The organism is Acinetobacter sp. CIP 64.2, from assembly GCF_000369645.1.
GTDB lineage: Bacteria > Pseudomonadota > Gammaproteobacteria > Pseudomonadales > Moraxellaceae > Acinetobacter.
Genome location: NZ_KB850120.1, coordinates 457457 through 484020, shown reverse-complemented (window position 1 = coordinate 484020; position 26564 = coordinate 457457). Strand labels below are relative to the sequence as shown.

Sequence of the window (26564 nt, the reverse complement as noted above, 5' to 3'; positions counted from 1 at the left end):
GCCCTTTTCATTGAAAGGGCTTTTTTATTCGAGGTATTGAGCTAACCAAATGGTATGTCCTGTACACTCAATATCGTCAGCCATCATTTTAATTAACTTAAACCCATTGTCTTGCAGCAAGGTTTGATATTCCTCTGCTGAGAGACTGGCATGGTATAGCGGTTCTCCACCGAGTTCACCAATCGCCTCCCCCTGTGCAGGGCCACTGCTAAACATTAAAACCGTACCTGATTGTGCATATTCAGCAAAACGCTTAAACATGTTGCGTTGATCGTCTTGGGTTAAGTGGAAGAAACTATCCCACGCAACAATGCCCTGAAATTTTTGTTCAGGAAGATACTCCCGAAAATCTTGCTGCAGCCAAACATGCTTTGGGAAAGATTGCCGTGCTGTTTCAATCATATGTTCGGAAGCATCTACACCTGTTACCTGATAGCCTTGTGCAATAAAATACGCAGCGATCGGCTGCGCTGAACCACAGCCTAAATCCAAAATATGCGCCGAGTTTGGTAGCAGGCCAAGAAAACGATCGAGCCAGACTTTCTCAGAAAGAACCTTGCCCCGTCGTTCAATCCATTCACAAGCATGCTTCTGATAAAGTGCAATAATATGCTGCGCTAGATGTTCCTGTACCATTTGATTGCCTATTATAAGTCATTAATTTTTAAAGCCATGCAACAAAATTTTAACAAGATTCTGGCTTATTTAATGTTTGAATTTTCTTGGTTTGCGGCCCTTTTACAAAGAAAATCGCATTACCACATAAAATCAAAATCACACCGATCACCGCATTCATTTGCCAGTGATAGCCTTCCCATACTGTTGAAATCACTAAAGCGACCAAAGGAAATAACAAGGTACTATAGGCCGCTTTGCCTGCACCAATCCGTCCGACCAAATAGAAATACGCAGTAAAACCGATCACAGAACCAAAAATGGCGAGATACAATAAAGCACTGATTGCACTGAATGGCATACTTGGGAAAAAGTTATCCTGTCTCAACCCTGAAATCACAGCCATCAGCAATGAGCCATACAACATGGCATAAGCATTGGTGGTAAAAATATCCAACCCATACTTTTGATGGCGAGTACTGATCATATTGCCCAAAGAGAAACCATAAGTCCCTAGAATACACAGCCCGATACCGAGCAGAGTATGACTATTTAAAGTCGTTCCCACCACGTCATGCCAGAACAAGGCAATAATCCCAAGTACACCAAGTAAAGCCGCAGGATAAAAACGCGTCGACACCTGCTGGGCAAAGAATAATCTGGCGTTGATGGTATTGAAAATCACCGCCATGGAGAAAATCACCGCTTCCAAGCCACTACTGATATATTGCACCGCATAATAAAAACAGACGAAGTTAAAGCCAAAAATACAGCAAGCCTGCAACATACAAAACAGATGATCTTTGCCTGTCAGTTTTTGTAACTTCCGACTCAATACAATAAAAGCAAACAACACCATGGCAGAAATAAAAAAGCGCCAAAACACCGCCACACTGGCCGAAATTCCACTTTGCTGTTGCAGGGTAATTGCAATCCATGTGGTTCCCCAGATCACCACAACCAACGCATATAACAGCGCATTCATATTCTTAAAACCAAACTCAATCTCTATAGCGGCTATTTTGCGAGTTTGAGCCCTCTCTCTGCTTGCATGATCTTGCGGTGATTGTCATCACCTTGCGTTTTTTAGATGAATTTGTTGAGCAGATGACAAAGCTGGCTGAAAGTTCTACACTAAACTGGAGAATATTCGGCACTGCATATAGAAGATGAAATATCAGATTCTAGATCAATTACAGCAATATAAAGCACAATTGCTCGACTCGGTAGAACTGGGTTCGGGTATGCAGCTCGCCATGTGGCAAAATAACCAAGACCGTGTCAGCGTCTGTAGTAATCATCATACCTTGAGCATGTATATTCAAGGAGGCTATGAAAGCTACCAAAAGACGGCTCAAGGCTGGCACAATGGTGGTGGGCCAGATCGTATGTGCCTGATGCCACAAGATTTTGAATCCACTTGGGATTTGCGTGATCCACTGACCTTTGTGCATCTTTACTATACCGAACAACATCTACACCGCGTCGCAGAACAAGTCTGGGATCGCGAGCCCAGCCAGATCATATTAAATCCGCAAATTTTTGTGGCTGACCCGCACATTTCCATGATCTACCGGCACTTCTTACTGAATGGTGCTTGGCAACATCGTGAAAATCATTTACAGATGAGTACGGCGACCACGCTATTACTCAATCATCTGATCAAGAATTATAGTCATGCACAATGGCAAGCACCTGAGGTTAAAGGTGGATTGTCCCCATATGTACTGAAACAGCTCTTGGAATGGATTGATCAACATCTCCATTTGAGTTTGACCTTGTCTGATCTGGCGCAACAAGCGCAACTCAGCGAATATCATTTTGCGCATATGTTTAAACAATCGATGCAGATGCCACCACACCAATACGTGATGCAGCGCCGTCTTAAGCGAGCCCATCAAGCACTTGAACTAAGTACAGCCAATTTGACTGAGATTGCCGTACAATTTGGCTTTAGCTCCAGCAGTCATTTCAGCCATCGCTTTAAAAAGCAGTTTGGCTATTCACCTTCACACATCAGGAAAAACTAAAATCCAGACCGTGTTGTTTTTCGAATATTTCTTAAGCTCAAATTCGCTTTAGACCTTTCGCCAAATCTAAGCTAAAACTCCCACATTCATTGCTTTTTGTCATATAATTTAGCCCGCCAGCTAATCGCCCGCTCAAGAGAAATTTGATATGACAACGATCATCAAACAAGATGACTTGATTACATCAATCAAGGATGCCCTGCAGTTTATTTCTTACTATCACCCACAAGACTTCATCCAAGCGATGAGCCGTGCTTACGATCGTGAAGAAAATAAAGCTGCAAAAGACGCTATTGCCCAGATCCTTATCAACTCACGTATGTGTGCTGAAGGTCACCGACCAATCTGTCAGGATACAGGGATCGTTAACGTTTTCCTTGAAGTCGGCTTAGATGTTAAATTTGATTTAAGCATGAGTCTGGATGATGCAGTCAACGAAGGTGTACGCCAAGGTTACCTAGAAAACTCAAACGTACTGCGTGCCTCAGTTTTAGCAGATCCAGCTTTTGGTCGTAAGAATACCAAAGACAATACGCCTGCCGTGATTCATTACAAACTCGTTCCTGGTAATAAAGTTGATATTACCGTTGCAGCGAAGGGTGGCGGTTCAGAAAATAAATCTAAACTTGCAATGCTCAACCCATCTGATTCAATTGTGGACTGGGTACTGAAAACTGTTCCAACTATGGGTGCAGGCTGGTGTCCACCGGGTATGCTCGGTATCGGGATTGGTGGTACTGCTGAAAAAGCCATGATGCTTGCAAAAGAAGCACTTATGGAAGAAATCAACATGGACGAATTACTTCGTCGTGGCCCACAAAGCAAGATGGAAGAACTCCGTATCGAGATCTTCGAGAAAGTCAATGCATTGGGTATTGGTGCACAAGGTCTTGGTGGTTTAACTACAGTCCTTGATATTAAAATCAAGGATTACCCATGCCACGCAGCAGGTAAACCCGTCGGTATGATTCCGAACTGTGCCGCGACTCGTCACGCACACTTCCAGTTAGACGGTTCAGGTGTTGCACATATTCAAGCACCAAAACTTGAAGACTACCCTGCCGTGACTTGGGATTCTTCACAATCGAAGCGTGTCAACCTCGATACCATTACTCAAGAAGAAATGAATGCTTGGAAACCAGGCGATACCTTATTATTGAACGGTACCATTTATACAGGTCGTGATGCTGCGCATAAGCGTATGGTTGACATGTTAAACAATGGCGAAGAACTTCCAGTCGACTTAAAAGGTAAATTTATTTACTACGTTGGCCCCGTTGATCCTGTGGGTGATGAAGTCGTTGGTCCTGCTGGCCCAACCACTGCAACCCGTATGGATAAGTTCACTCGCCAAGTGTTAGAAGCAACTGGCTTGTTCGGTATGATTGGTAAAGCGGATCGTGGTCCTGCGGCAATTGAAGCAATCAAAGACAATCAGGCAACGTACTTGATGGCTGTTGGTGGTGCGGCTTACCTCGTGTCTAAAGCAGTTCGTGAAGCGGAAGTCGTGGCCTTTGCTGATTTAGGTATGGAAGCCATCTACAAATTCGTGGTTGAAGATATGCCTGTTTCCGTTGCGGTGGATGTAAATGGTACTTCAATCCATGCCACTGCACCAAAAATCTGGCAAGCCAAGATTGGCAAGATTCCAGTGGTTGATGCTGCTGCGTCATAATATTCATACAATTCAAATAGCCGAATCATCGTATTCGGCTATTTTTTTGCCTAAAGCTTCTGCTAGATTATAAAAAAGATGAGAAGAATAAGGCGATATAGAGATGAATAAATCGATGTTCAGCTTAGTGATTGGACTTTGCCTTCTCGCAGGCATACAAAATACATTTGCATCCCCCGCTCAAAGCAAATCGGTCAAAGAACTGGTTCAACTCAGTGACCTTGAACATGTGCTAAATACGTCACTTGATGAAATGCAACCAACGCTTGACCTTGAAGCTGAAACTATTTTATTGCGGGTATTGGGAAAAGAAAAACTCACCACAACTCAAGAGCATCTCGCGGTTTTAGAACTGAGCCAACTTCTCAAAGAGACCAGCTCCAAAGTATTTGCTCGTCCGGAAACCCTACAGGCAATTGAGAAAATTTATGCCGATGCCTTGAGCGAAGAAGAAGTACAGGCGTATTTAAAGTTTTTAAAAACACCCGAAGGCCAATCCATCAATCAAAAAACGTTGCTGATTAGCACCAATATTTTTCAATATATGAGCAACATCAGTCAAAAAACCTTAAGCGATCCAGAGCAAAGCTCACAATTGAAAGCGCAGTTCCTCACTATCCTTCAACCCTTAATTCAAGCGGAATAAACTGCTGTTTTCTTGATGGTGATTACCAAGTCAAAGGATTCCAGAGTTTAAACGGTTTCACCAAATGTACTTCTGATTTCTCATCATATCTGGCTGGCTTTAATTCTTGTGGTTTGGAACGCACCTTACCTGATGCATCTTGTGCCACGAAGTTATAGCTCGATGATTTTAAACGGGTAAATGCAATTTCCTGATGGGCCACTTTTTCTGGTGTAATCATAAAAGGGCCCGTGTGCTCACTGCGTGAAATCTTATTTTCTTCATCATATTTAATGAAATAGGTTTGTGCAGCATCCACAGTAAAGTCTAAATATTTTGGCTTTTGAAAATGCAGTCCCACCAGTGGACGACTTACACTCAGACGATAGGTACCTGCAGGAAGTTCCAGCCAATAATAGTGGTTATGTAACAGACTGGGGATACGATAGCCATTAACAAATAAATTTGCTGCGGCAATTTCCTGACGATTCCAACGGGTATCGGGACGATACAGATAAACGATCGCTGCTTGTTCATTTTGTGGTTTGACTGGTGCGTAATATTGGCCTAACTTTTGATTGACCCAACCACCAGCGCTGAAACCACCAACATGATATTGATCCAATAGGCCTGGTTCTTTTGCTGTATCAACAGATGGTAGTGTTGCAGTCAGTGCGGTTGGTTTTTCTTCAACTGTTTTATGACTTTGACAGCCAGCCAACACCCCTGCACAACATAATGACAATATTAAATAACGCATGACATCCCTCAAGGCGTTTTCTTGGATTTATTTTTAACTGCGCAAAACTATGCGGATTTTTTCAATTTTTTAAGATTAACACCTCAACGTTCAATTGCAAATAAAAAAAGCATGAAAAGCTAAGCCTTTCATGCTTTTTTAGATGAATGTGAATTAAGCCGATTTAGAATCAACTACCTTCAAATCCTTCTTTTCAATCACTTCTGGCGTCCCAACCTGCGGTAACCGCTCTGCTTTAAATGTTGGTTTCGCTGTTCCGTTAATCACAGCTGCATCCACAATCACAGTTCCAACATCGGTACGACTTGGTAAGTCATACATGGTTTCCAGCAATACATTTTCCAGAATTGAACGTAAACCACGTGCCCCTGTATTACGGTCAAGTGCTTTTTTGGCCACGGCACGTAACGCAGACTCATCAAAGACCAGATCTACATTTTCCATGGTAAACAGATATTGATACTGACGTGTTAATGCATTTTTCGGTTCTGTCAAAATCTGCATCAAGGCTTCTTCATCCAGTTCCTCTAATGTCGCAATCACAGGCAAACGACCAATAAATTCTGGAATCAAACCGAATTTAACCAAGTCTGTTGCTTCAACCTGACGGAATAATTCAGAGACTTTTTTGCTGTCATCTTTATTTTTCACATCTGCAGTAAAACCAATCCCACCTTTCTCTTGACGCTGTTGGACAATTTTTTCCAGACCAGAGAACGCACCACCACAAATAAACAGGATATTGGCCGTATCGATTTGGATAAATTCTTGCTGTGGGTGCTTACGACCACCTTGTGGTGGAATAGACGCAACCGTACCTTCAATCATTTTCAATAAGGCTTGTTGTACGCCTTCACCTGACACATCACGGGTAATCGATGGATTTTCAGATTTACGGGTAATCTTATCAATCTCATCAATGTAGATAATGCCTTTTTGTGCTTTCTCTACATCGTAATCCGCTTTTTGCAATAACTTTTGCACGATGTTTTCAACATCTTCACCGACATAACCTGCTTCGGTTAAAGTGGTGGCATCTGCCATCGCAAAGGGAACATCGAGCAAACGAGCCAATGTTTGCGCCAATAATGTTTTACCTGAACCCGTAGGCCCGATCAGCAAAATATTACTTTTCGCAATTTCAATCTCTTGATGCCCATGAGTCGACTGACCCACTTTCAAACGTTTATAATGGTTATATACTGCAACCGATAAGGTTTTCTTCGCAACATCTTGCCCAATCACATATTGGTCTAAGGCAGCACGTATTTCATGTGGTTTCGGCAAGGCTTTGGTTGCCCAATCCCCTGCTTCCACTTGTTGACTGGTTTGAACCAAGTCCAAGCAGACATCTACACACTCATTACAAATATATGCGTCCTCACCTGCAATCAGCTTTCCAACTTCAGATTGCGTTTTACCACAAAATGAACAATGTTTTTGTCCTTGAGGATGTTCGGACATATTTACTCCACAACTTAAATCTTAAACTTAGGCCCTAAAAATTACGGACGTTTGCTTAGTACCTGGTCAACTAAACCATATTCTTTGGCTGCTTGAGCAGTCATAAAATTGTCACGATCTGTGTCACGTGCAACCGTTTCATAATCTTGGCCACTGTGTTCAGCCATCAAACGATTTAAACGCTCTTTGATAAACAGAATTTCACGTGCGTGAATTTCAATATCAGACGCCTGACCACGGAAACCACCAAGTGGCTGGTGAATCATGACACGTGCATTTTCCAGACAGTAACGTTTGCCTTTTGCACCTGCATTCAATAAGAATGCACCCATTGATGCTGCTTGTCCCATGCAATAAGTTACAACATCAGGTTTGATAAACTGCATGGTGTCATAAATCGCCATACCCGCAGTCACAGAACCACCCGGTGAGTTAATATAGAGATGGATATCTTTTTCTGGATTTTCTGCTTCTAAGAATAACATCTGCGCAACGATTAAGTTCGCCATGTTATCTTCAACTTCACCCGTTAGAAAAATAACACGCTCACGTAATAGACGTGAATAAATATCAAATGAACGCTCACCACGAGAGGATTGTTCAACGACAACAGGAACTAAAGCATTTTCAATTGTTGGAACATACATACGTTTACTTATTCCTAAATTATTGTGACTCGATCTATGCCAACAATATGAGGGATAATCAATGAAATTGCAAAAGGTTCAATCTGAAATATTCGATTATTTAGACTAAAATCTGGCAATTTCGAATTAAATTAACACTTTCATAACAGAGGGTTTAAAGAGCTGACATGAATGCTTTTGCATCTCACAAAAGATATGAAGGCACGCGATCTTCTTCTAAAGAAAAAGGCGCATTAAGCGCCTTTTTCTTTAATCAACTTTTAAAAGCTTAGCCACGACGAGCTTGTTGCTCTTTTAATAAGTCTTCATAGCTGATCGCAACATCTTTTACTTTAGCCGAAGCTAAGATGTGATCAACCACTTGATCTTCTAACACAACTGCTTCGATTTGAGCACGTTGTTGTTTGTCATTTTTGAAGTATTCAACAACTTCTGTTGGGTCTTCATAAGAAGAAGCCATGTCATCGATATAAGCATCAACACGTGCTTGATCCACTTCAAGTTTAGCGTCAGCCAATACTTTGCTGACCAATACACCAAGCTTAACTGATTTTTCAGCTTGTTCTTTGAACAATTCATCTGGAAGCATGCTGCTGTCAAATGCACCTGCACCTTGAGCACCAAACTGTTGCGTGAACTGCTGGATCATTTGTTGACGTTGACGGTCAACTTCTTGAGCAACCATTGAAGCTGGCACTTCAATTTCGTTTGCAGCAACAAGCGCATCAAATGCAGCTTGTTTAACTTGGTTACGAAGACCGTTGCGAACTTCACGTTCCATATTCTTACGAACGTCAGCTTTTAACTTGTCTAGGCCTTCCTCTTCAGTCAAACCGAAGATTTTTAAGAATTCAGCATCAATCTCAGGAAGTTTTGCTTTTTCAACTTGCTTCACAGTGATTTTGAATTGAGCCGCTTTACCCGCTAAGTTTTCAGCTTGGTAATCTTCAGGGAAAGTGACATCAATCACTTTCTCTTCGCCAGCTTTCATACCAACGATACCGTCTTCAAAACCTGGGATCATACGACCTGAACCAAGTACCAGTTTAAAGTCTTCAGCAGCGCCGCCTTCAAACTTCTCACCATCAACAGTCCCTTCGAAGTCGAAAGTTACTTGCATGTCTTTCTTCGCCATACCTTTAGTTACAGCCCAAGTTTGACGTTGTTTTTGCAAGTTTTCGATCATTACATCAACGTCTTTGTCGTTGATTTCTGATGATTTACGTTCAACTTCTAGATCAGCAAAAGCTTTCACTTCTACTTCTGGATAAACTTCAACAGTCGCTTCAAAAACTAAAGCATCATCTTTGTTTTCAACTTTCTCAATGTTCGGCATACCGACCGCATTGATTTTTTCTTGTTGAATTGCTTCAAATACAGTGTCACGAATGATGTCATTCACAACTTCTTGATAAATGCTCGCACCATATTCACGGCGAACAACATTCAAAGGCACTTTACCTGGACGGAAGCCGTTGATCTTCACAGTTTTGGCAGTGCGTTGTAAGCGAGCTTCAAACTGCTCGTTAACACGGCTCGTCGGTACAGAAACATTTAAACGACGGGCAACGCCCGAAACCGCTTCAGTCGTTACTTGCATGGCTTCCTCGATATTAGTTAGTAATAACAATTTTTAAAGTGCCACATTATATGACAACTTTCTGGATATACAAAATCGGATGCTAAAAAAGCACATATATTTCTCATTTTAGCCAAAATCATAGTTTTCTTAAAACAACCTTAAAAAATAATTATTTTTATTGTAAATGATAAACTTTATCATTATTATTTTCCTTTTTTTTGATTCTGGTTAAAATAGGGCGTAAATGGGTATGGGTTATATTAAGAGTAGGAAAAAACAGAACAAATTAGCAGTTGCATCACTCATTGGCATGACAGCAACGCCTTTTGCAATGGCCAACGAAGAAGTCGTACACACACTCGAAACCATTAAAACAAAAGCTGAACACACGTCTTACTACGTTAAGGAATCCAGTAATTCCAAAATTACCACCCCGCTTTTAGATACAGCCCGTACCATTAATATTATTTCAAAAGAAGAAATTGATGAGCGTGGTGCAAGCTCGCTACAAGATGTATTACGTACCACACCAGGAATTACCTTGGGTTCAGGTGAGGGTGGCACACCGATGGGAGATCGCCCATTTATTCGTGGTTATGAAGCCAGTACAGATATTCTGATTGACGGTATGCGAGATTATGCACGTGGTTCACATGAGGTCTTTAACCTAGAAAGCGTTGAAGTGACTAAAGGACCAGGTTCAGTTTATACGGGTCGTGGCTCTACGGGCGGCACAATTAACCTGATCACCAAGAAACCAAAAGATAAAACTGAATCGACAGTTACCTCTGAATACCAGAACTCAGGTAAAGGTCACACCAAATATCGCTTTACCACAGATAATAATGTTGCAATAAATGACAATATTGCAGTGCGCCTTAATGCCATGCTGGATCAAGGTGAAGTTGCCCGCCGTGATAATGTTGAAGTTGATCGTTGGGGTGTTGCACCATCAATTACCATTGGCCTCAATACCCCTACCCGCTTCACTGCAGGCTATAGCCGTTTAGAGTTTAACGACACGCCTGATATGGGATTACCCTTCAGCAATGCCAAAAACCCTAATCGTAAAACCCCAATTGAAAGCATGCCATTTGAGACCAATTTTGGTCGCCCAGACATTGATTTTAGAAATTACACCTCTGAAAGCTTCGACTTACGCTTAGAACATGACTTTAATGAAAACTTAAAGTTGAACTTTCTTGCCCGTGATTTAGAAACCATTCAAGACTATTTCTTTACTCGCTTAAGTTTTGGCTGTGATAGTGCAATCAGCGGTGCTGCCTGTAAAACGGAAGGTTCTGGTCTGACCTATGAGCAAAATGATCGTACCTCTTATCGGACCAGCCATGTCAATAGTGGACAGTTAAACCTACAAGCGAAATTCAATACTTGGGGAATTCAACATAATCTTGTAACGGGCGTCGATTACAGTAAAGAGCGCATTGGCAGTAAAGCCATGACCGTTACCGGTGCTGGCAAAGAAATTATTGATTTTTACAATCCAAGCCGTAACACCCACCCAAATTTCCACATCACCTATGCAGCTAAAAAGAAAGATGGTGAAATCGAAAATACGGGGATCTATGTTACTGATACAGTGAGTCTAAACGATAAACTGGACTTGAATCTTGGCTTACGTTTCGATGACTATGAGTCGACCAACTTTAAAGATACTGTTTCAGAAAACATGTTTAGTTATCAAGTTGGTAGTGTTTACAAAGTTGCACCCAATGGTCGCGTCTATGCAAACTTTGCCACCTCACTAAACCCAAGTGGTGATAATCTAGGTCAAGCTGGTGGTGCGGATGGCGTATCGAGTGGTAACCGTTTAGCTGACAATATTGATCCTGAAAAAAGTCGTAGTATTGAACTGGGTACAAAATGGGAGCTTTTAAACCAACGTTTAGCCGTCAATGCTGCCTTGTTTGAAACGCGTAAAACCAATGCAAGAACCACAGACCCTCATGGCTTTGTAACCATTGATGGCGAAAACCGTGTACGTGGTGTCGAGCTCAGCACGATTGGCCAAATCACGCCACTTTGGGATATTTCAGCTGGCTATAGCTATTTAGATAGCGAATTACTGGATGGCGGTTTTGTTAAACAAGGCTCTGACTATGTCAGCAACCCTGATAATGGCAATCAGATGAAATTTATTGCAAAACATAATGCAAACTTATGGACAACCTATGCGGTGACCGATAAGTTGCGTTTAGGCGGTGGCGCGACCTATGTTGGTAAACGCTATGTAGATGACAGCAATACTTATTACTTACCAGAACACACTCGTTTTGATGCTTTTGCAAGTTATCAAGTTATGCCTGAGCTTGGCCTACAAATGAATATCAACAATCTAAGCAATGAACGCATTTATGATGCGTCTCATGTTGGTGTTTTCTCAACCGTTGCACCAGGTCGCTCTTTTGCAATTAAAGGAACCTATCGTTTCTAATCAATCGGCTCTAGGGCTTTCATTCGTGAAAGCCCTTTTTTATATTTCTAAATGAAGAAAATTCACCCAAACACAACAATCAAAAGATATAGTTTTACAATCAATTCACGATCCATCCAAAATAACCATAAAAATTTAAAAAATAAGAATTTTTTCTAATATAAAAATAAAATCAAATATTTACGTATAACTTAATCATCTTCACCATTCTTTTTACAAATTATAATCTATTTTTTAATAGCAAAAACAAATTAAGAATCGCTGCAATAAAAATAGAAATCATTATTGTTTACAAAACCATTAAGGTCTGTAACAGGATTTATCCAAATGTCTTTTATTAAATCACGGAAGAAACTCGTTTCTTCTGCAATTGCATCTTCACTTTCTGTGATTGCAGTACCTGCTATTGCACAAGACCAAGCAGTGCAACTCCCAACAATTCATGCTCAAGCTGAACAAGAACAAAGTCTCAAAGTAGATAAATCTGCAAACAGCAAATTTGTTGCCCCGCTTCTGGATACACCAAAATCAGTTTCTGTGATTTCAAAACAATTGATTGAAGACACGCAAGTTACAACCTTAAGTGATGCTTTACGTACTGTTCCAGGCATTACCCTCGGTGCGGGTGAAGGTGGTAACCCAAATGGTGACCGTCCATTCATTCGCGGTTATAACTCTGAAAGTTCAATGTATGTAGATGGCATTCGTAGCTCAACCTCTCAAAACCGCGAAATGTTCGCCATCGAACAAGTAGAAGTGACCAAAGGTTCAGCATCTGCTTTAGGTGGTGCAGGTACATCTGGCGGTAGCATCAACATGATTTCTAAAGTCGCTAAAAAAGGTGATGCTTTAGAAGGCTCTATTTCTGGGGGTACAGACAATTACGCTCGTATTACTTTAGATGGTAATAAAGATTTTGGTAATGGTGTTGCAGCTCGTGTCGTTGTGATGGGTCACCAAAATGAAAAAGCGGGCCAACATGATGGGGCTGAATATAAACGTGCAGGTATCGCACCAAGTATTAGCTTCGGTTTAGATTCTGCCACTCGTGGGACTTTGAGCTATTACTACTTAAAAACAAATGATGAGCCAGATTCTGGTATCCCATATCAATATGATACGACTAAGAAAACAACTGCGGGAAAACCTGTAGATGTTAAACAGGGTACTTATTATGGTTGGAAAGATCGTGATTTCCAAAAACAAGAAAATCAGATTGGTACCATCAAGTTAGAACATGATTTAAGCGAAAATTTGACGCTTCGTAACACAGCCGTCTATAGCAAATCTAAAAACGATTATTTATGGACTCAACCAGATGACAGCCAAGGCAATATTGTAAATGGTCAAGTTTGGCGTCGAGTCAATACCAATTTAACCAATACGGATACCTTTACGGATCAACTTGCATTAACTGGTAAGTTTGATACGGGTTCACTTAAACATAGTTTCAATACTGGCGTTGAATATTCTAAGCAAGATTCAGATCGTGGAACCAATATTGTTACCGATCCAAATACTTCAAAAATTGGAGGGAGTTCAAGCAATAATAATGCAAATAATGCTTGTTCATTATCCAACTCGAATGGCTGGTGTACTAGCCTAAACAACACTAATTCGGGTGATGCATGGTTAGGCAATATCAAAGCAAATCCGAATGTCACCAATATTACCTCAAAAACTCAATCAGTTTATGTGCTGGACAACATCACGATCACCCCACAATGGTTACTTGATCTGGGTGTTCGTTGGGACAAATTCGAAACTGATATGAAATACAATCAAGATTCGGGTTCAGGTGCGACACTTGTCAAAGCTGGGACAAAATATAGTTCAAGCAATGATTTCTTCAACTACCAGGCTGGCCTTACTTTCAAACCTGCTGAAAACGGCGCGATTTATATCAGCTATGCAACTTCTGCCAACCCTGTCGGTGTGGATGCTGGTGATGGTTCAGAGGGTATTAGCGTTCCAGGGCGAAGCACTACGGATGAACAGTCACGTGCAATCAACAACTTAAAACCTGAAGAAGTGAAAACATACGAAATTGGTACTAAATGGGATTTATTAAATAATAAATTAAATTTAACCGCTGCTATTTTCCGTACACAGAAAGATAATACACGTGCCTTAGATACGGATGGTTTCACAAGAAACATTGGTAAAACGCGTGTGGATGGTATTGAGCTTGGTGCGAATGGTAACCTCACAGATAAATGGGCTGTATCAGCTGGTTATACCTATCTAGACAGTGAAATCGTAGATGCTGGCTTTGTTAATAAGGGAACTGCAACTGCACCAGATTATCAACCAAGCCCAACCAATGGTAACCGAGTTCAAAACGTTGCAAAAAACTCAGCAACACTTTGGACAACCTATAAAGTCTTGCCACAGCTTACTTTAGGCGCTGGTGCAGTGGCTATGGATAGAGTGTATGGTGATGCAGCGAATACCAAATGGGTTCCAGGCTATGTTCGCTACGATGCAATGGCTCGTTATAATGTAGATAAAAATGTTGACCTACAATTAAACATCAACAACTTATCTGATAAACGCTACTTCACCAAAGCTTATGCATCACACTATGCATCAGAGGCTGAAGGCCGCAGTGCGGTACTCTCTGTAAACTTTAAGTACTAATCTCACCAATAAAACCCATAATTTAATTATGGATTTTATTGCAAAAATAGCCTCATAATAATGAGGCTATTTTTTATCATTCATTGTTTTTATAAAGGTAATCATTGTGATCCATCATATTCCAAATGTATTAAGCAAAGAACAAATTCAGTACTTTCGCGAAGAAATGGATAAAATCGAATGGGCCAATGGCAAAGTTACCGCAGGCACCCTGTCTGCCACAGTAAAAAATAATCAGCAACTGCCTGAAGATCACCCTTTAACCCACCATCTGAGTAATATTATTTTAGAGGAATTGGGGAAACACCCTCTCTTCCTTTCAGCAGCTCTCCCCCTAGATATTATCCCTCCTCTTTTCAATCGTTATGAAAATCAGGAATCTTTTGGTTTCCATGTCGATAATTCAATCCGTCGCATTCGTGGTACTAAAGAGCGTTTACGTACAGACCTCTCCTGTACTCTATTTTTATCTGAACCGGATGAGTATGAAGGGGGTGAGTTAGTCATTGAAGATACTTATGGCTACCATGAAGCCAAATTACCTGCGGGTGATATGGTACTTTATCCGTCATCAAGTCTGCATGAAGTCACTGCGATTCGTAGCGGCTGCCGAACTGCTTCCTTCTTTTGGGTGCAAAGTATGGTGCGTGATGACGCTGATCGGAATATGCTGTTCACCTTAGATCAAACGATTCAAAATCTACGTATGCAACTCGGTGACACTCATGCAGAAGTGATTAAACTCACCAATCTTTATCATAATCTCATGCGTAAATGGGCTGAGTTATAATTTAACAGTTCTCGTCACATTTAGAGTCGATCCTCACATTATTTTCCAATATTAATAAAATTAACGAAAAATATTTCCCCTGTTCCACAAAATAGTGCAAAAAACAGGGAAATATTTTCCATTCATTCAAATTAAAATATTTTACAGCCCTTTGCAGTCGTCTGTATTTTCACCTAGACTGAGTCTAGTTAGATGATTAAGATAACTGCAAAATTAAATGACAAATATGAATGATGGTAGATGATGAAAACAAATTGCGGCTTTACCCACCCGTCTCATACAACACATCTCGCTGCACTTCTCCTGATGCTGCGCCTCGCGCGCATATAATTTTTTCGCCTCTACTTTTAGGCGCCCAATCTGCACCTTCTCTTTAAATTATTTCTTTTAGACACCATATATATCTGTAGCATGTTGCCTTAAATTTGAATCAGCAACCATGGCTACGACAAGGAGTTCTCTCATGATGTTGGCTGACCCAAGCAAAAAATACCGCCGTATGTACCAGCGCGTGGATTTACCCGATCGCCAGTGGCCGAATAATGAAATCAATCAAGCACCGATCTGGATGAGTACCGACCTTCGTGATGGTAACCAAGCGATTTTTGAACCGATGAATATGGATCAAAAATTAAAAATGTTCCACATGTTGGTTAAAATCGGCTTTAAACATATTGAAATTGGCTTCCCTTCTGCCTCACAAATCGACTTTGATTTTACCCGTAAGTTGATTGAAGAAAATTTGATCCCTAAAGATGTTTACATCGAGGTTTTGGTTCAAGCACGTGATCACTTGATCGAACGTACTTTTGAAGCATTAGTTGGTGCAGAACGTGCCATTGTGCATATCTACAACTCAAACTCGCCTACTTTCCGTAAGAAAGTCTTGAATGTCGATGCCAATGGCTCAAAACAACTTGCGATTAATGCCGCAACAAAAGTCAAAGAATATGCAGCACAATACCCGGCAACCGACTGGATTTTCCAATACAGTCCAGAATGTTTCTCTGCAACTGAATTAGAGGTTGCCAAAGAGGTCTGCGATGCTGTCACGGAAATCTGGGAAGCGTCACCGACCAATAAAGTCATTTTGAACTTGCCTGCAACGGTCGAAGTGTCTACACCAAATGTCTATGCCGATCAAATCGAATGGATGCACCGTAACTTGGCGCGTCGTGATGGCGTGATTATCTCAGTTCACTGCCACAATGACCGTGGCTGTGGTATTGCAGCCTCTGAATTGGCGATCATGGCGGGTGCTGACCGTGTTGAAGGTTGTGTGTTTGGGAATGGTGAGCGTACAGGTAATGTCGACGTTGCTGCAATTGCCTTGAACATGTATACCCAAGGTGTTGCACCAAACTTAGACTTCTCAAATATCAACGAAGTGATTGCCACCGTCGAAGAATGTACAGGTTTACCAGTACACCCTCGTCATCCATATGCAGGTGACTTGGTCTTTACTGCATTCTCTGGTTCGCACCAGGATGCAATTAAAAAAGGCTTTGAATTCCAGAAAAACGAAGAGATCTGGGATATGCCTTACTTGCCAATCGATCCGAAAGACTTGGGTCGTGACTATGATGCGGTCATCCGTGTCAATAGCCAGTCAGGCAAAGGTGGTATCGCTTACTTATTGGAATCGAACTACAACGTTGCCTTGCCACGCCGTGTCCAAATCGAATTCAGTCAGATCGTACAACAACATACTGATGAAAACGGGACTGAAATTAGTGCACATGAAATCTGGTCATTATTTGAAAAGACTTATGTGGATGTGAAAAACAGTCATTATCACACCAAACATTATCAATTGTCGGATATTAATGGTACACAAATCATTGAATTAGACGTTGAAATCGACGGCGAAATTCAACGCCTCCGTGGTGAAGGTAATGGCCCAATTTCAGCCATGCTCAATGCCTTGCAGTTACCAATTGATGTGGTGAACTATGAAGAGCGCAGCATCAGTTCTGGTGCCAATGCCAAAGCCCTTGCCTTGATTGAGCTTCAAGTCAAAGGCACAGGTAAGAGTGCATTCGGTGCCGGTGTGCATGACAACATCGTGACGTCATCAATCGAGGCCATTATTGCCTGTACCAACCGTTTGATTGAACAAGGCGTCTTGACCACAGATCAAGTGGTTGCTGCTGCGGTTTAGATCAGTGAAATATCATATAATCGTCAGTAAAGCTGAGTTGTAATATCAGAAAAAATGACTTTGGAAAGGATACCTGAATTGGTATCCTTTTATTATTAATGATTTATTATAGGGCGAATCATTCCAGTGTCTTTTCCATCGGATTCAGTGGGTTTAGTCACACCACAAAAGTTTCAGTTTGAACAACCTTTAGAACTTGAATGTGGCCGAGTATTGCCGCGTTTCGATTTAATGGTTGAAACCTATGGAACACTCAATGCAGATCAATCCAATGCCATTCTGATTTGCCATGCATTGTCAGGACATCACCATGCGGCAGGCTACCATCATGATGATGACAAAAAAGCAGGTTGGTGGGACAGCTGTATTGGACCGGGAAAAGCGATTGATACCAATCACTTCTTTGTCGTTTCCTTAAATAATATCGGGGGTTGCAGCGGTTCAACGGGACCAACCTCACCCAATCCTGAAAATGAAAATCGTCCTTATGGCCCAGACTTTCCATTGGTCACAGTTCGCGATTGGGTCAAAACCCAAGCCATGCTGTCAGATCGTTTAGGGATTAAAGTTTGGTATTCAGTGATTGGCGGCTCTTTGGGGGGAATGCAGGCACTACAATGGTCACTGGATTATCCAGACCGCTTAAAAAAATGTGCCATTATCGCCAGTGCACCCAAGCTTTCCGCACAGAATATTGCCTTCAACGAAGTTGCGCGCCAATCAATTCTTTCCGATCCTGATTTCCATCATGGCCGTTATCTTGAAAATGACAGCTATCCCAAACGCGGTTTGATTCTGGCACGGATGGTCGGTCATATCACCTACCTGTCTGAAGAAGCCATGAAACAGAAATTTGGTCGCGATTTAAAATCGGGCAAATTTATGTATGGCTTTGATGTCGAATTCCAAGTGGAAAGCTATTTGCGTTACCAAGGTGAACAATTTAGTCGCAATTTCGATGCAAATACTTACTTGATTATGACCAAGGCCTTGGATTATTTTGACCCTTCACGTGAATATGAACATTCTTTGACGAAAGCCATGAGTCAACCGAAGTGCCAATTTTTGGTGATTTCATTTACCACAGACTGGCGTTTTAGTCCGAGTCGCTCACAGGAACTGGTGGATGCTTTGATTGATAATCATAAGCCTGTCAGCTACTTAGATATTGATGCTGAACAAGGTCATGACTCCTTCCTCTTCCCTATTCCACTGTATGTGAAAACCCTACGCGCATTTTTAGGTGGAGAACAACAGTTGCAATCGACATCGCAGGAGCAGCACTAATGCGTATAGATCAACGACTCGCTGAAAAATGGATCAACCCGAACTCTAGCGTGTTAGACTTAGGCTGTGGTGATGGTGAATTGCTGGCTCATATGAGTAAACAGCACAATATTCGTGCCTATGGGCTAGAAATTGATCAAGAAAAGATTGCAATTGCCATCAGTCGGGGGTTAAATATTATCCAACAGGACTTAAACCTCGGTTTAAGCCGTTTTGCCGACCAGTCTTTTGACTCTGTGGTCATGGCACAAGCTTTGCAAGCTGTAGATGCCCCCGATGTATTACTTCGTGATATGGTGCGTGTCGGCAAACAGGCCATTATTACTTTTCCAAACTTTGCGCATTGGAAGACACGTTCTTTTCTTGCCTTGAAAGGGAAAATGCCTGTTTCGGAAGCTTTGCCATATATGTGGTATAACACCCCGAATATTCATTTATGTACTTTCCGTGACTTTGAAGCCTTATGTGCTGAGAATCGGATTAAAATTATTAATCGACTTGCCGTTAATGGTGACCAACAAGGTAGTGTGCTCAGTAAGCATATGCCGAACCTATTTGGTGAAGTCGCAATTTATCGAGTGAGCGCTCTATGAAAAAGACATTAATCAGCACATTTTTATTTGGTCTGATCAGTATACAAGCGCACGCTGACTATGTTGCTCAACCACAATCTGTGGCAACACAGGCAGCGCGATATTCAGTCATGAGTATCGGTGAATTACAAAGCGCAGCAAGATCTGGTCAAGCTGGGGCACAGTTTTATTTAGCAACCCGCTACCAATTTGGTAAAGACGTTGCTAAAGATGAGAAACAAGCATTCTCTTTATTCAAGGCAGCAGCAGATCAAGGCTTATCTGCAGCGCAGTTGAATGTCGGTCGTATGTATGCCGATGGTATTGGTACCAAAAAAGACGAAGCTTTAGCGCGTAAATATTTCGAGAAAGCAGCAAGCAACGGCGATAACCGTGCCAGCTTCAATCTTGCAATGATGGAAGAGCAAAAGAAAAACTTTGTTGGCGCTTATCAATGGTATGAGTTATCTACCCGTGATGGCATGCTGGATACTAAAGTCATCAGCCTATCTGAAGGGAAGAAAACCGCATTGGCTGCAAACTTGACTCAAGATCAGATCCGTACTGCACGTGACCGTGCTGATAAATGGATTCAAGCGCAATAATCTGATTTAGATCTATTGGATGATATAAAAACCGACTTGTGAGAGTCGGTTTTTTATTGGCTTTATTCCAAATTGATTTAAATGTAGTTCAATTTCTACTTTTACAAAGAGATCTTAAGCTGTTATTTATTTTAAATTGTTCATTTTTTAGTACTCATGTCTCAGATATTTGCGGAACTCACCCAAGATCAATCACATCGTCCGATCTTGGAATATGCACTCCAGTATGTTGATGCGACCCTCCCTCGTGTTGCCATTGATTGTGGATGTGGCGCAGGCAATGAAGCAGCCTTCTTACTGAAACATGACTATCGGGTTTATGCCTTTGATCCCTCTGAAGCAGCACAACGGGTATGTCAGTATCGATTTAAAAATCATCCTAAATTCTTTCTCTCAAATCATGTTTTTGAAAATTATCCGTTTCCATCAGCCAGTATTATCATTGCCCTATTCAGTCTGTTCTTTTGCGCCCCTAACCAAATTGATCATGTACTCGCAAAGATGAAACATGCCTTGCCGCAAGGCGGGATTTTATTAATACAACTTTTAGGTCAAGATGATGCTTGGTTATTACAACGGCCTCAGACCATGCAAGGATTTAATCGCCAGCAAATTGAACAACTGTTCATTGAAGATTATGAAATTTTATTGAATCAAGAAACCAGAACAGAACATCCAAATGCTCACGGAAAAATTAAATTCTGGAATTTCCACACACTGATTTTGAAAAAACTTTAGCATGAAATTTTCTTTTACCGTTACATCCTATTCAAATGGAATTTATGCTGGTCTTAACATGCAGATCATTCCCTATGATTTGCAACGAAATCCGAATTGTGATCATTCAATTGTCATTGATGAGATCGCATTTTCTTTAGTAGAGCACTTATTTTTAGGGGATAAAAAGCCTTGGTCACACTGGGGAAATACATATCTTTATGCAGGAGAAATAGCGCAAGTGATTGCAAAACTTGATACATATAAAGTTTACTTAGAAGCTAAAAAATATTTACGCTATAACGATAATGTTCGTCTTTTATTTAAACAAGAAACAAAAGTTTTTAAGAAAAAATATCCAAAATATAAAGTGGAAGTGATCAAAATGATGCATGACCTTATACGTTTCTTAAGCAAATTATTAGAACAAGATGTTGATGGGCTTACTATTATCGGTGTTTAATCATAAAGATATACAAACGACTTAGACCACCAAATCAAGTACAATTCATCTGATTTAAAATATTGAGATTTTCAGCATGTCTACCCAAGCATGGCTCAACCAAGGCAGCCTTGTCCTTGCAAGCAATAACAAAGGTAAAGTTGTGGAATTTGAACATCTATTTCAACAACTGAATCTTCCTGTCGAGATTATTCCGCAAGGCAAGCTGGATATTGAAGATGCGATTGAAGACGGTCTTAGCTTTGTTGAAAATGCCATTATCAAAGCACGTCATGCATCTAAACTTTCAGGTAAACCTGCACTGGCAGATGATTCTGGACTATGTGTCCCGATCTTAGGTGGTGCACCTGGGATTTACTCAGCACGTTATGCAGGCGAACATGGCAATGATGCTGCCAATAATCAAAAGCTGTTGGCTGATCTTGCACCTTTGCGTAAAGAAGGTGAAACCATTGAAGGCATGTTTGTTTGTGTTTTGGCATTGGTCACCCATGCAGAAGACCCTTTGCCACAAATTTTCCAAGGTATTTGGAAGGGTGAGATTTTAGCCGCTGCACGTGGTGAAAACGGTTTTGGTTATGACCCTTTATTTTGGCTGCCAGAACTCAATGTTTCGAGTGCTGAACTCAGCAAAGCTGAGAAAAATAAGATCAGCCATCGCGGTCAAGCGATGCAGCTATTTAAAGCCAGTTTGGTTTAAAACCCTAAAGTGCTCTCCTATATGAGGGCACTTTTTATATGCAGCAACAGACCATAGATCACAATCACCACACAGCTTACGATAGTTCCTGCAGCAATATAACGGGCTGAAATGCCTGTACCTTGGTAATGCGTTTCCAAAGCAACAATATTAGCGGCAGGCGGCAGACAAAATAAAAGGAACAGCACAGGTATCAAGAAGTTAATCTGTGGAATCTCAATGCAATAATAAGTCACGCTACAAATAACCAGACCACACAATAATTTCAGCATCAGTGTGCGCGTACTGAGCCATAAGTCAGCCCGATGTACCCGTGTATATCGGAGCCACATCCCTAAAATACACATGCCCGCAAAGCTCATCCCAAATTTGGCAACATCATACAGCCCTTCTAGAACAAGATTCCCCTGTAAACGTTGAATACCACATAGCCATAAAATCAATGCTGCCAACAAGGCCAAGACTGGCGGTGATTTTAAAACTTTCTGGAAAATCATAGAGGCGTTTGATGATTCTTTTGAAACGGCAGTCACCGCCCAAATATTGCCAAATAAAGATCCGCCAATATACAGTGCAATCATCGCTGCACTGACTTGCTCGCCAAATAAGGCTATGGCGAATGGAAAACCAAGCCAACCAATATTGCTATAACTCAAACAAAGTGCCTGCAAACGATCTTTAGAGAAATACGCAAATAAGTAAAACAGCAAGATCGATGAAATGAAACTAAATAGAATAAGTGCAAAGCTACCTGCCTGATAGAACACCATATTGTAAATAATCACGACAGGAATAAATAACCGCGCCAATAAAGCAGACAAGATTTTTTTGGTCTGTTCTGAGACTTTGAATTGAGCGATCAAAAACCCGAAAAACAAGGCACCTATTGGGAGGATAAAAGTCATATCAATCTAGTTTTGATCACTTATTTATACGCTGCTTATGCTAGCACTATTTACAGGAAAACAGCTGCTTTGTCTTAAAACTGCAATACAAGTGTCACATCTTTGTCATGCCCAACTGTTGAGATATAGCAAAGTTTTATAGGAATAGAAGAATGGCTGGCTTATCAATTTGGCATGTACTGATTTTTGCAATTGTCGTGATTTTACTTTTTGGTACATCGAAGCTTAAAAACTTGGGTAAAGATGTGGGTGGTGCAGTAAAAGACTTCAAAAAGTCCATGAAAGAAGAAGAAACAACTGCTCCTTTAAATGAACCTCGCACCATTGATGCTCAAGTTAAAAATACTGAAAACTCAGTAAAAGGCTAAGCGAGCACGACTATGCTGAATTTGGGAATGACCGAGATCTTTTGCTTTGCAGTGATTGCATTGCTGGTGCTTGGCCCGGATAAATTACCAGAAGCTGCACGGTTCGTAGCAAAATGGTATGGAAAAATTAAAAAATTTATCAACAACATTCAGAACGAAATTGATCGAGAACTCCGCCTTTCTGAGTTCCGTGAAGAAATGCAAAAAGAAATTGATAAAATTACTGAGCTCGAACGCAGGATGCAACAACAACTTGATGCGCTAAAAGGTACACCAACATCAGAGACAGAAGTTGCAGAAACCAAGACTCAGTCACCCGTGACTTATAGCCCTTGTTCAACGCAACATATTGTACCGTTTAGTATTAGCTATCAAAAGTATTTACCTCATAAGCTTGAGTTGCCCTTATCGGCACCAAAGTTTGATACAGAATTAAAGATTGCCGTATGAGCCAATTACCATCAACCTCAGCCAGTACTGAAGAATCCCTGCAACAAATGCCGGTGATGCAGCATTTAATTGTGCTGCGACAATATCTGTTTAAGATTGTTGGGGTAACGATTCTTCTTTTTTTCTGCTTATTGCCATTTAGAAATACCACTTATCAATGGCTCTCTGAACCGTTAAGACAGCAGTTACCCGCAACATCAACCATGATTGCAACCGATGTCACTGCAACATTTATGGCACCGTTTAAGCTGAATCTATTCGTCGCATTTATGCTGGCAATGCCCTATATCATTTATCAGATCTGGTCTTTCATCAAACCTGCACTGTATGAAAAAGAACGTCATCTGGCCATTCCGCTCTTATTCGGCAGTATTGTGCTGTTCTATTTAGGCGTGGCATTTGCTTATTTTATTACGCTGCCTGCAATTCTACATTTCTTTATTAGTGTTTCCCCTGAAACTGTAGCACCGATGACTGACATCAATAGTTATTTAAGCTTCTGTTTAAAGCTGTTTTTGGTGTTTGGCTTTACCTTTGAAATCCCGATTATTACCCTCGTCCTGATTTTAATTGGTGTGGTGAGTACCCAGAGTCTGGTTGAAAAACGCCGCTTCATTATTGTGGGCTGTTTCTTTTTGGCCATGTTTGTCACGCCACCCGATGCCTTGTCGATGATTATGCTGGCAGTCCCTATGTGGATGTTGTTTGAACTGGGTTTACTGTTCGGAAAAATACTGGAAAAAAGAAAAGTAACTGACTGAAAACTGGCTACAGCTCCCTGAAAAACCTCAGGGATTTTTTTATTTAATTTCATATTTTTTAATTATTTATAAAAATTAACTGTCTTAAAATTGCATTAAAACTGTCAAAAAAATGTCATCTCTGCTTCATAGAATCGATCAGGATTTATTTGCCCTATATTAAAGAAATGGATTTACTATGACAGCCAATACCCATCAGCCAAGTCGTCGTGATATTTTAAAATGGTTCGCAGGCGTTCCCTTTTTACCCCTCGGAGCAATGAGTACCGCCGCCGTTTTAACCGGCTGCAATGATGACAATAATGACTCTGCTATCCCCCCTACACCTCCTGCTGCCAAATTTAAAAATGCAACATTTACCCCTATGGCAGCTCCGAATCTAAGCAACCCTGCTGCAATGGCAACCACCAGCGTTGCCTCAACGCTCAGTATCAATTGGGATGATGGTTCAAAAACCGATTACACCCTTGCTTATAAGCCGTTCTTCACCACAGGGGACTTGGTAACTGATGGCAAAGGCGGCAAAATCCTTGCCGGCGGTTATGTTGATATCAATAACCAACCGATTATCGATAAATCAAAAGCAGGGCAAGAACGCCAATTCTTTTCAGACTGTCCAGATGGAAGTTCGTTGATCAGCTTTAAACAAGCGACAGGTAAAGATTTTACTGATGCAGATAAGAAAGCCTTAGGTGTTACAGGAAATCCTGTTTTCCATGTGGTGCAATTTGAATACACTACTCGTGATCAAAATCTAAAATCTATGTATGGTCTTTTACCTTCCCCCATCGCCATTTTAACTCTGGATCAAGACCCTAAAACAGGTCATTTATCTTTGGTGAAATATCACAATGTGGATACTTCCAAGGTCAATGGCTTATGGATTACTTGTGGTGCCAGCTTATCGCCATGGGGAACACATCTTTCGAGTGAAGAATACGAGCCTGATGCAAATAACGTTGCAGGAAGCTATCTACCTGTATTCAGTCAAAACCTATTTGGCGACAGCAATAAAGGCAATCCTTACCACTACGGTCATTTACCAGAAGTGACGGTTAATACCGATGGTACGGGTTCAATTAAAAAACATTACTGTTTAGGTCGTATTTCACATGAGCTGGTACAAGTCATGCCAGATAACCGCACGGCGTTGATGGGTGATGATGCAACCAATGGCGGCTTGTTTATGTTCGTTGCAGATAAAGAAAAAGATTTATCTGCAGGCACGCTCTATGTTGCTAAATGGAAGCAAACATCTGGCGTAGGCCCAGGTGCGGGTGATATCAGCTGGATCAATCTTGGTCATGCAACAAGCGATGAAGTAAAAGGCTGGGCTGATCAATATAAAATTTCTGATCTTATGGATGTCAAAACTGCTGATCCTAAAGATGCAAGCTATACCAAGATTCGCTTCAGTGGCAAAGATAACTGGGTGAAATTAGTTGCAGGTAAAGAACGCGAGGCTGCATTCCTTGAAACCCATCGTTATGCAGCGTTAGTCGGTGCAAGTATGGGATTTACCAAAATGGAAGGTACAACGGTCAACATTAAGGATAAAATTGCTTATTCTGCAATGTCTTATGTTCAGTCTTCTATGATTGACAAAACCACTGATATCCAAGTCCAAGGTCCGAAAGCAGGTGCCGTGTATGCTCACACCTTAAAAGGTAGCCAAGTTGATCAAAAAAACCAGTTGATTAATAGTGAATGGGTTTCGGTACACATGGAAGCTCCAGCGGCTTTGGTTGGTGAAGACCTTGCCACTGCTGATGCCCTAGGTAACCTTGCCAATGCAGATAAAATTGCCAACCCAGATAACATCAAGTTCTCTGAAAATTTACGCACCCTCTTCATTGGTGAAGATAGTGGCATGCACATCAATAACTTCTTATGGGCTTATCATGTCGATACCAAACAATTAAGCCGTATCTTATCCACACCTGCTGGTGCTGAATCAACAGGTCTACATGCTGTAGATGCGGTGAATGGTTGGACTTATATCATGAGCAACTTCCAGCACCCGGGTGACTGGGAATCTCCATTACACGACAAAGTACAAAAAACGCTTGATCCTTTAGTCCGTGCAAACTACAAAGACCGTTTTGCAGCTGCCGTGGGTTATATTACTGCAGATCCAATTGCACCTTCCGTAGAAAAGAAAGCTACAACAACGAAATAAGCAAGCATTGAAAATACAAAAGCCGACATCATGTCGGCTTTTGTATGTCTAGATCAATTCATCATGATCCGTTCGGACACAAATAAGCAATATCGCAATGTTCGACTGATTAT

The 26564-nt window shown here is 41.2% G+C and carries 24 protein-coding genes; 17 read left to right on the top strand and 7 right to left on the bottom strand.

Annotated features, from left to right (window positions below; translation table 11 throughout):
* Positions 1–24 precede the first annotated feature (24 nt).
* Both F895_RS16370 and F895_RS16375 read right to left on the bottom strand, forming a co-directional pair.
* A complete protein-coding gene (locus tag F895_RS16370; protein ID WP_005238672.1) occupies positions 25–636 on the bottom strand; it encodes a class I SAM-dependent methyltransferase in 612 nt (203 codons plus the stop codon).
* A 49-nt stretch (positions 637–685) separates the two neighbouring features.
* Positions 686–1600, bottom strand: a complete 915-nt coding sequence (locus tag F895_RS16375) for a DMT family transporter (RefSeq protein ID WP_005238670.1) — start codon at positions 1598–1600, stop codon at positions 686–688.
* Between the two features lie 184 nt (positions 1601–1784).
* Between F895_RS16375 and F895_RS16380 the strand changes: the two genes are divergently transcribed.
* The 3 genes from F895_RS16380 (at position 1785) to F895_RS16390 (ending at position 4966) form a co-directional block, all read left to right on the top strand.
* Complete coding sequence (locus F895_RS16380; protein ID WP_005238668.1) at positions 1785–2645, top strand: AraC family transcriptional regulator; 861 nt, start codon at positions 1785–1787, stop codon at positions 2643–2645.
* A gap of 148 nt (positions 2646–2793) precedes the next feature.
* A complete protein-coding gene (locus tag F895_RS16385) occupies positions 2794–4320 on the top strand; it encodes a fumarate hydratase (RefSeq protein WP_005238666.1) in 1527 nt (508 codons plus the stop codon).
* A 103-nt stretch (positions 4321–4423) separates the two neighbouring features.
* Positions 4424–4966 carry a DUF2059 domain-containing protein gene (locus F895_RS16390; protein WP_005238664.1) on the top strand — a complete coding sequence of 181 codons (543 nt, stop codon included), beginning with the start codon at positions 4424–4426 and terminating at the stop codon, positions 4964–4966.
* Positions 4967–4988: 22 nt separating this feature from the next.
* Here F895_RS16390 and F895_RS16395 read toward each other — a convergent pair whose 3' ends face one another.
* The 4 genes from F895_RS16395 to tig all read right to left on the bottom strand — a co-directional run bounded on the left by F895_RS16395 (position 4989) and on the right by tig (position 9416).
* Positions 4989–5705 carry a DUF2846 domain-containing protein gene (locus F895_RS16395; RefSeq protein ID WP_005238663.1) on the bottom strand — a complete coding sequence of 239 codons (717 nt, stop codon included), beginning with the start codon at positions 5703–5705 and terminating at the stop codon, positions 4989–4991.
* Positions 5706–5858: 153 nt separating this feature from the next.
* Positions 5859–7169, bottom strand: a complete 1311-nt coding sequence (gene clpX, locus F895_RS16400) for an ATP-dependent Clp protease ATP-binding subunit ClpX (protein ID WP_005238662.1) — start codon at positions 7167–7169, stop codon at positions 5859–5861.
* Between the two features lie 41 nt (positions 7170–7210).
* The gene (gene clpP, locus F895_RS16405) at positions 7211–7816 is read right to left on the bottom strand and encodes an ATP-dependent Clp endopeptidase proteolytic subunit ClpP (RefSeq protein ID WP_004877521.1); all 606 of its coding nucleotides are present in this window, start codon (positions 7814–7816) and stop codon (positions 7211–7213) included.
* Between the two features lie 268 nt (positions 7817–8084).
* On the bottom strand, positions 8085–9416 hold the full coding sequence (gene tig / locus F895_RS16410; protein WP_005238659.1) for a trigger factor: 1332 nt from the start codon (positions 9414–9416) through the stop codon (positions 8085–8087).
* Positions 9417–9648: 232 nt separating this feature from the next.
* Here tig and F895_RS16415 point away from each other — a divergent pair, with 232 nt between their 5' ends.
* The 10 genes from F895_RS16415 (at position 9649) to rdgB (ending at position 21788) form a co-directional block, all read left to right on the top strand.
* On the top strand, positions 9649–11853 hold the full coding sequence (locus F895_RS16415) for a TonB-dependent receptor (protein WP_227501364.1): 2205 nt from the start codon (positions 9649–9651) through the stop codon (positions 11851–11853).
* A gap of 327 nt (positions 11854–12180) precedes the next feature.
* Positions 12181–14493, top strand: coding sequence for a TonB-dependent receptor (locus tag F895_RS16420; RefSeq protein ID WP_005238655.1), 2313 nt, complete (start codon positions 12181–12183; stop codon positions 14491–14493).
* 106 nt (positions 14494–14599) lie between these two features.
* A complete protein-coding gene (locus F895_RS16425) occupies positions 14600–15283 on the top strand; it encodes a Fe2+-dependent dioxygenase (RefSeq protein WP_005238654.1) in 684 nt (227 codons plus the stop codon).
* 463 nt (positions 15284–15746) lie between these two features.
* Positions 15747–17444 (top strand): 2-isopropylmalate synthase, encoded by a 1698-nt coding sequence (gene leuA, locus F895_RS16430; protein ID WP_005238653.1) that lies wholly within the window; start codon positions 15747–15749, stop codon positions 17442–17444.
* A gap of 126 nt (positions 17445–17570) precedes the next feature.
* Positions 17571–18731, top strand: coding sequence for a homoserine O-succinyltransferase MetX (metX, locus tag F895_RS16435; protein WP_005238651.1), 1161 nt, complete (start codon positions 17571–17573; stop codon positions 18729–18731).
* Positions 18731–19324, top strand: a complete 594-nt coding sequence (gene metW / locus F895_RS16440; RefSeq protein ID WP_005238649.1) for a methionine biosynthesis protein MetW — start codon at positions 18731–18733, stop codon at positions 19322–19324. The genes metX and metW overlap by 1 nt, the downstream gene beginning before the upstream one ends.
* On the top strand, positions 19321–19908 hold the full coding sequence (locus F895_RS16445; RefSeq protein WP_005238646.1) for a tetratricopeptide repeat protein: 588 nt from the start codon (positions 19321–19323) through the stop codon (positions 19906–19908). Before metW ends, F895_RS16445 begins: the two co-directional genes overlap by 4 nt.
* Positions 19909–20064: 156 nt before the next feature.
* A complete protein-coding gene (locus F895_RS16450) occupies positions 20065–20646 on the top strand; it encodes a class I SAM-dependent methyltransferase (RefSeq protein ID WP_005238645.1) in 582 nt (193 codons plus the stop codon).
* A 1-nt stretch (position 20647) separates the two neighbouring features.
* The gene (locus F895_RS16455) at positions 20648–21088 is read left to right on the top strand and encodes a hypothetical protein (RefSeq protein WP_005238643.1); all 441 of its coding nucleotides are present in this window, start codon (positions 20648–20650) and stop codon (positions 21086–21088) included.
* A gap of 76 nt (positions 21089–21164) precedes the next feature.
* Positions 21165–21788, top strand: coding sequence for an RdgB/HAM1 family non-canonical purine NTP pyrophosphatase (rdgB, locus tag F895_RS16460; RefSeq protein ID WP_004757126.1), 624 nt, complete (start codon positions 21165–21167; stop codon positions 21786–21788).
* 17 nt (positions 21789–21805) lie between these two features.
* Here rdgB and F895_RS16465 read toward each other — a convergent pair whose 3' ends face one another.
* On the bottom strand, positions 21806–22693 hold the full coding sequence (locus tag F895_RS16465; protein ID WP_005238641.1) for an AEC family transporter: 888 nt from the start codon (positions 22691–22693) through the stop codon (positions 21806–21808).
* Positions 22694–22845: 152 nt separating this feature from the next.
* Between F895_RS16465 and tatA the strand changes: the two genes are divergently transcribed.
* The 4 genes from tatA to F895_RS16485 all read left to right on the top strand — a co-directional run bounded on the left by tatA (position 22846) and on the right by F895_RS16485 (position 26451).
* Positions 22846–23061, top strand: a complete 216-nt coding sequence (gene tatA / locus F895_RS16470; RefSeq protein ID WP_005238635.1) for a Sec-independent protein translocase subunit TatA — start codon at positions 22846–22848, stop codon at positions 23059–23061.
* Between the two features lie 12 nt (positions 23062–23073).
* Positions 23074–23511, top strand: a complete 438-nt coding sequence (gene tatB, locus F895_RS16475; protein WP_005238634.1) for a Sec-independent protein translocase protein TatB — start codon at positions 23074–23076, stop codon at positions 23509–23511.
* Complete coding sequence (tatC, locus tag F895_RS16480) at positions 23508–24272, top strand: twin-arginine translocase subunit TatC (RefSeq protein ID WP_005238633.1); 765 nt, start codon at positions 23508–23510, stop codon at positions 24270–24272. The genes tatB and tatC overlap by 4 nt, the downstream gene beginning before the upstream one ends.
* A 178-nt stretch (positions 24273–24450) precedes the next feature.
* A complete protein-coding gene (locus F895_RS16485) occupies positions 24451–26451 on the top strand; it encodes a PhoX family protein (RefSeq protein ID WP_005238632.1) in 2001 nt (666 codons plus the stop codon).
* The last annotated feature ends 113 nt before the right edge of the window (positions 26452–26564 follow it).

Bases quoted from the DNA above. Each gene is read 5' to 3' on its own strand.
- F895_RS16370 (WP_005238672.1), bottom strand. From the start codon at position 636: ATGGTACAGGAACATCTAGCGCAGCATATTATTGCACTTTATCAGAAG.
- tig (WP_005238659.1), bottom strand. From the start codon at position 9,416: ATGCAAGTAACGACTGAAGCGGTTTCGGGCGTTGCCCGTCGTTTAAAT.
- F895_RS16455 (WP_005238643.1), top strand. From the start codon at position 20,648: ATGAAATTTTCTTTTACCGTTACATCCTATTCAAATGGAATTTATGCT.
- tatC (WP_005238633.1), top strand. From the start codon at position 23,508: ATGAGCCAATTACCATCAACCTCAGCCAGTACTGAAGAATCCCTGCAA.
- clpP (WP_004877521.1), bottom strand. From the start codon at position 7,816: ATGTATGTTCCAACAATTGAAAATGCTTTAGTTCCTGTTGTCGTTGAA.
- F895_RS16380 (WP_005238668.1), top strand. From the start codon at position 1,785: ATGAAATATCAGATTCTAGATCAATTACAGCAATATAAAGCACAATTG.
- leuA (WP_005238653.1), top strand. From the start codon at position 15,747: ATGATGTTGGCTGACCCAAGCAAAAAATACCGCCGTATGTACCAGCGC.
- F895_RS16450 (WP_005238645.1), top strand. From the start codon at position 20,065: ATGTCTCAGATATTTGCGGAACTCACCCAAGATCAATCACATCGTCCG.
- F895_RS16415 (WP_227501364.1), top strand. From the start codon at position 9,649: ATGGGTTATATTAAGAGTAGGAAAAAACAGAACAAATTAGCAGTTGCA.
- F895_RS16485 (WP_005238632.1), top strand. From the start codon at position 24,451: ATGACAGCCAATACCCATCAGCCAAGTCGTCGTGATATTTTAAAATGG.
- rdgB (WP_004757126.1), top strand. From the start codon at position 21,165: ATGTCTACCCAAGCATGGCTCAACCAAGGCAGCCTTGTCCTTGCAAGC.
- tatA (WP_005238635.1), top strand. From the start codon at position 22,846: ATGGCTGGCTTATCAATTTGGCATGTACTGATTTTTGCAATTGTCGTG.
- F895_RS16375 (WP_005238670.1), bottom strand. From the start codon at position 1,600: ATGAATGCGCTGTTATATGCGTTGGTTGTGGTGATCTGGGGAACCACA.
- F895_RS16390 (WP_005238664.1), top strand. From the start codon at position 4,424: ATGAATAAATCGATGTTCAGCTTAGTGATTGGACTTTGCCTTCTCGCA.
- metW (WP_005238649.1), top strand. From the start codon at position 18,731: ATGCGTATAGATCAACGACTCGCTGAAAAATGGATCAACCCGAACTCT.
- clpX (WP_005238662.1), bottom strand. From the start codon at position 7,169: ATGTCCGAACATCCTCAAGGACAAAAACATTGTTCATTTTGTGGTAAA.
- F895_RS16445 (WP_005238646.1), top strand. From the start codon at position 19,321: ATGAAAAAGACATTAATCAGCACATTTTTATTTGGTCTGATCAGTATA.
- F895_RS16465 (WP_005238641.1), bottom strand. From the start codon at position 22,693: ATGACTTTTATCCTCCCAATAGGTGCCTTGTTTTTCGGGTTTTTGATC.
- tatB (WP_005238634.1), top strand. From the start codon at position 23,074: ATGCTGAATTTGGGAATGACCGAGATCTTTTGCTTTGCAGTGATTGCA.
- F895_RS16420 (WP_005238655.1), top strand. From the start codon at position 12,181: ATGTCTTTTATTAAATCACGGAAGAAACTCGTTTCTTCTGCAATTGCA.
- F895_RS16395 (WP_005238663.1), bottom strand. From the start codon at position 5,705: ATGCGTTATTTAATATTGTCATTATGTTGTGCAGGGGTGTTGGCTGGC.
- F895_RS16385 (WP_005238666.1), top strand. From the start codon at position 2,794: ATGACAACGATCATCAAACAAGATGACTTGATTACATCAATCAAGGAT.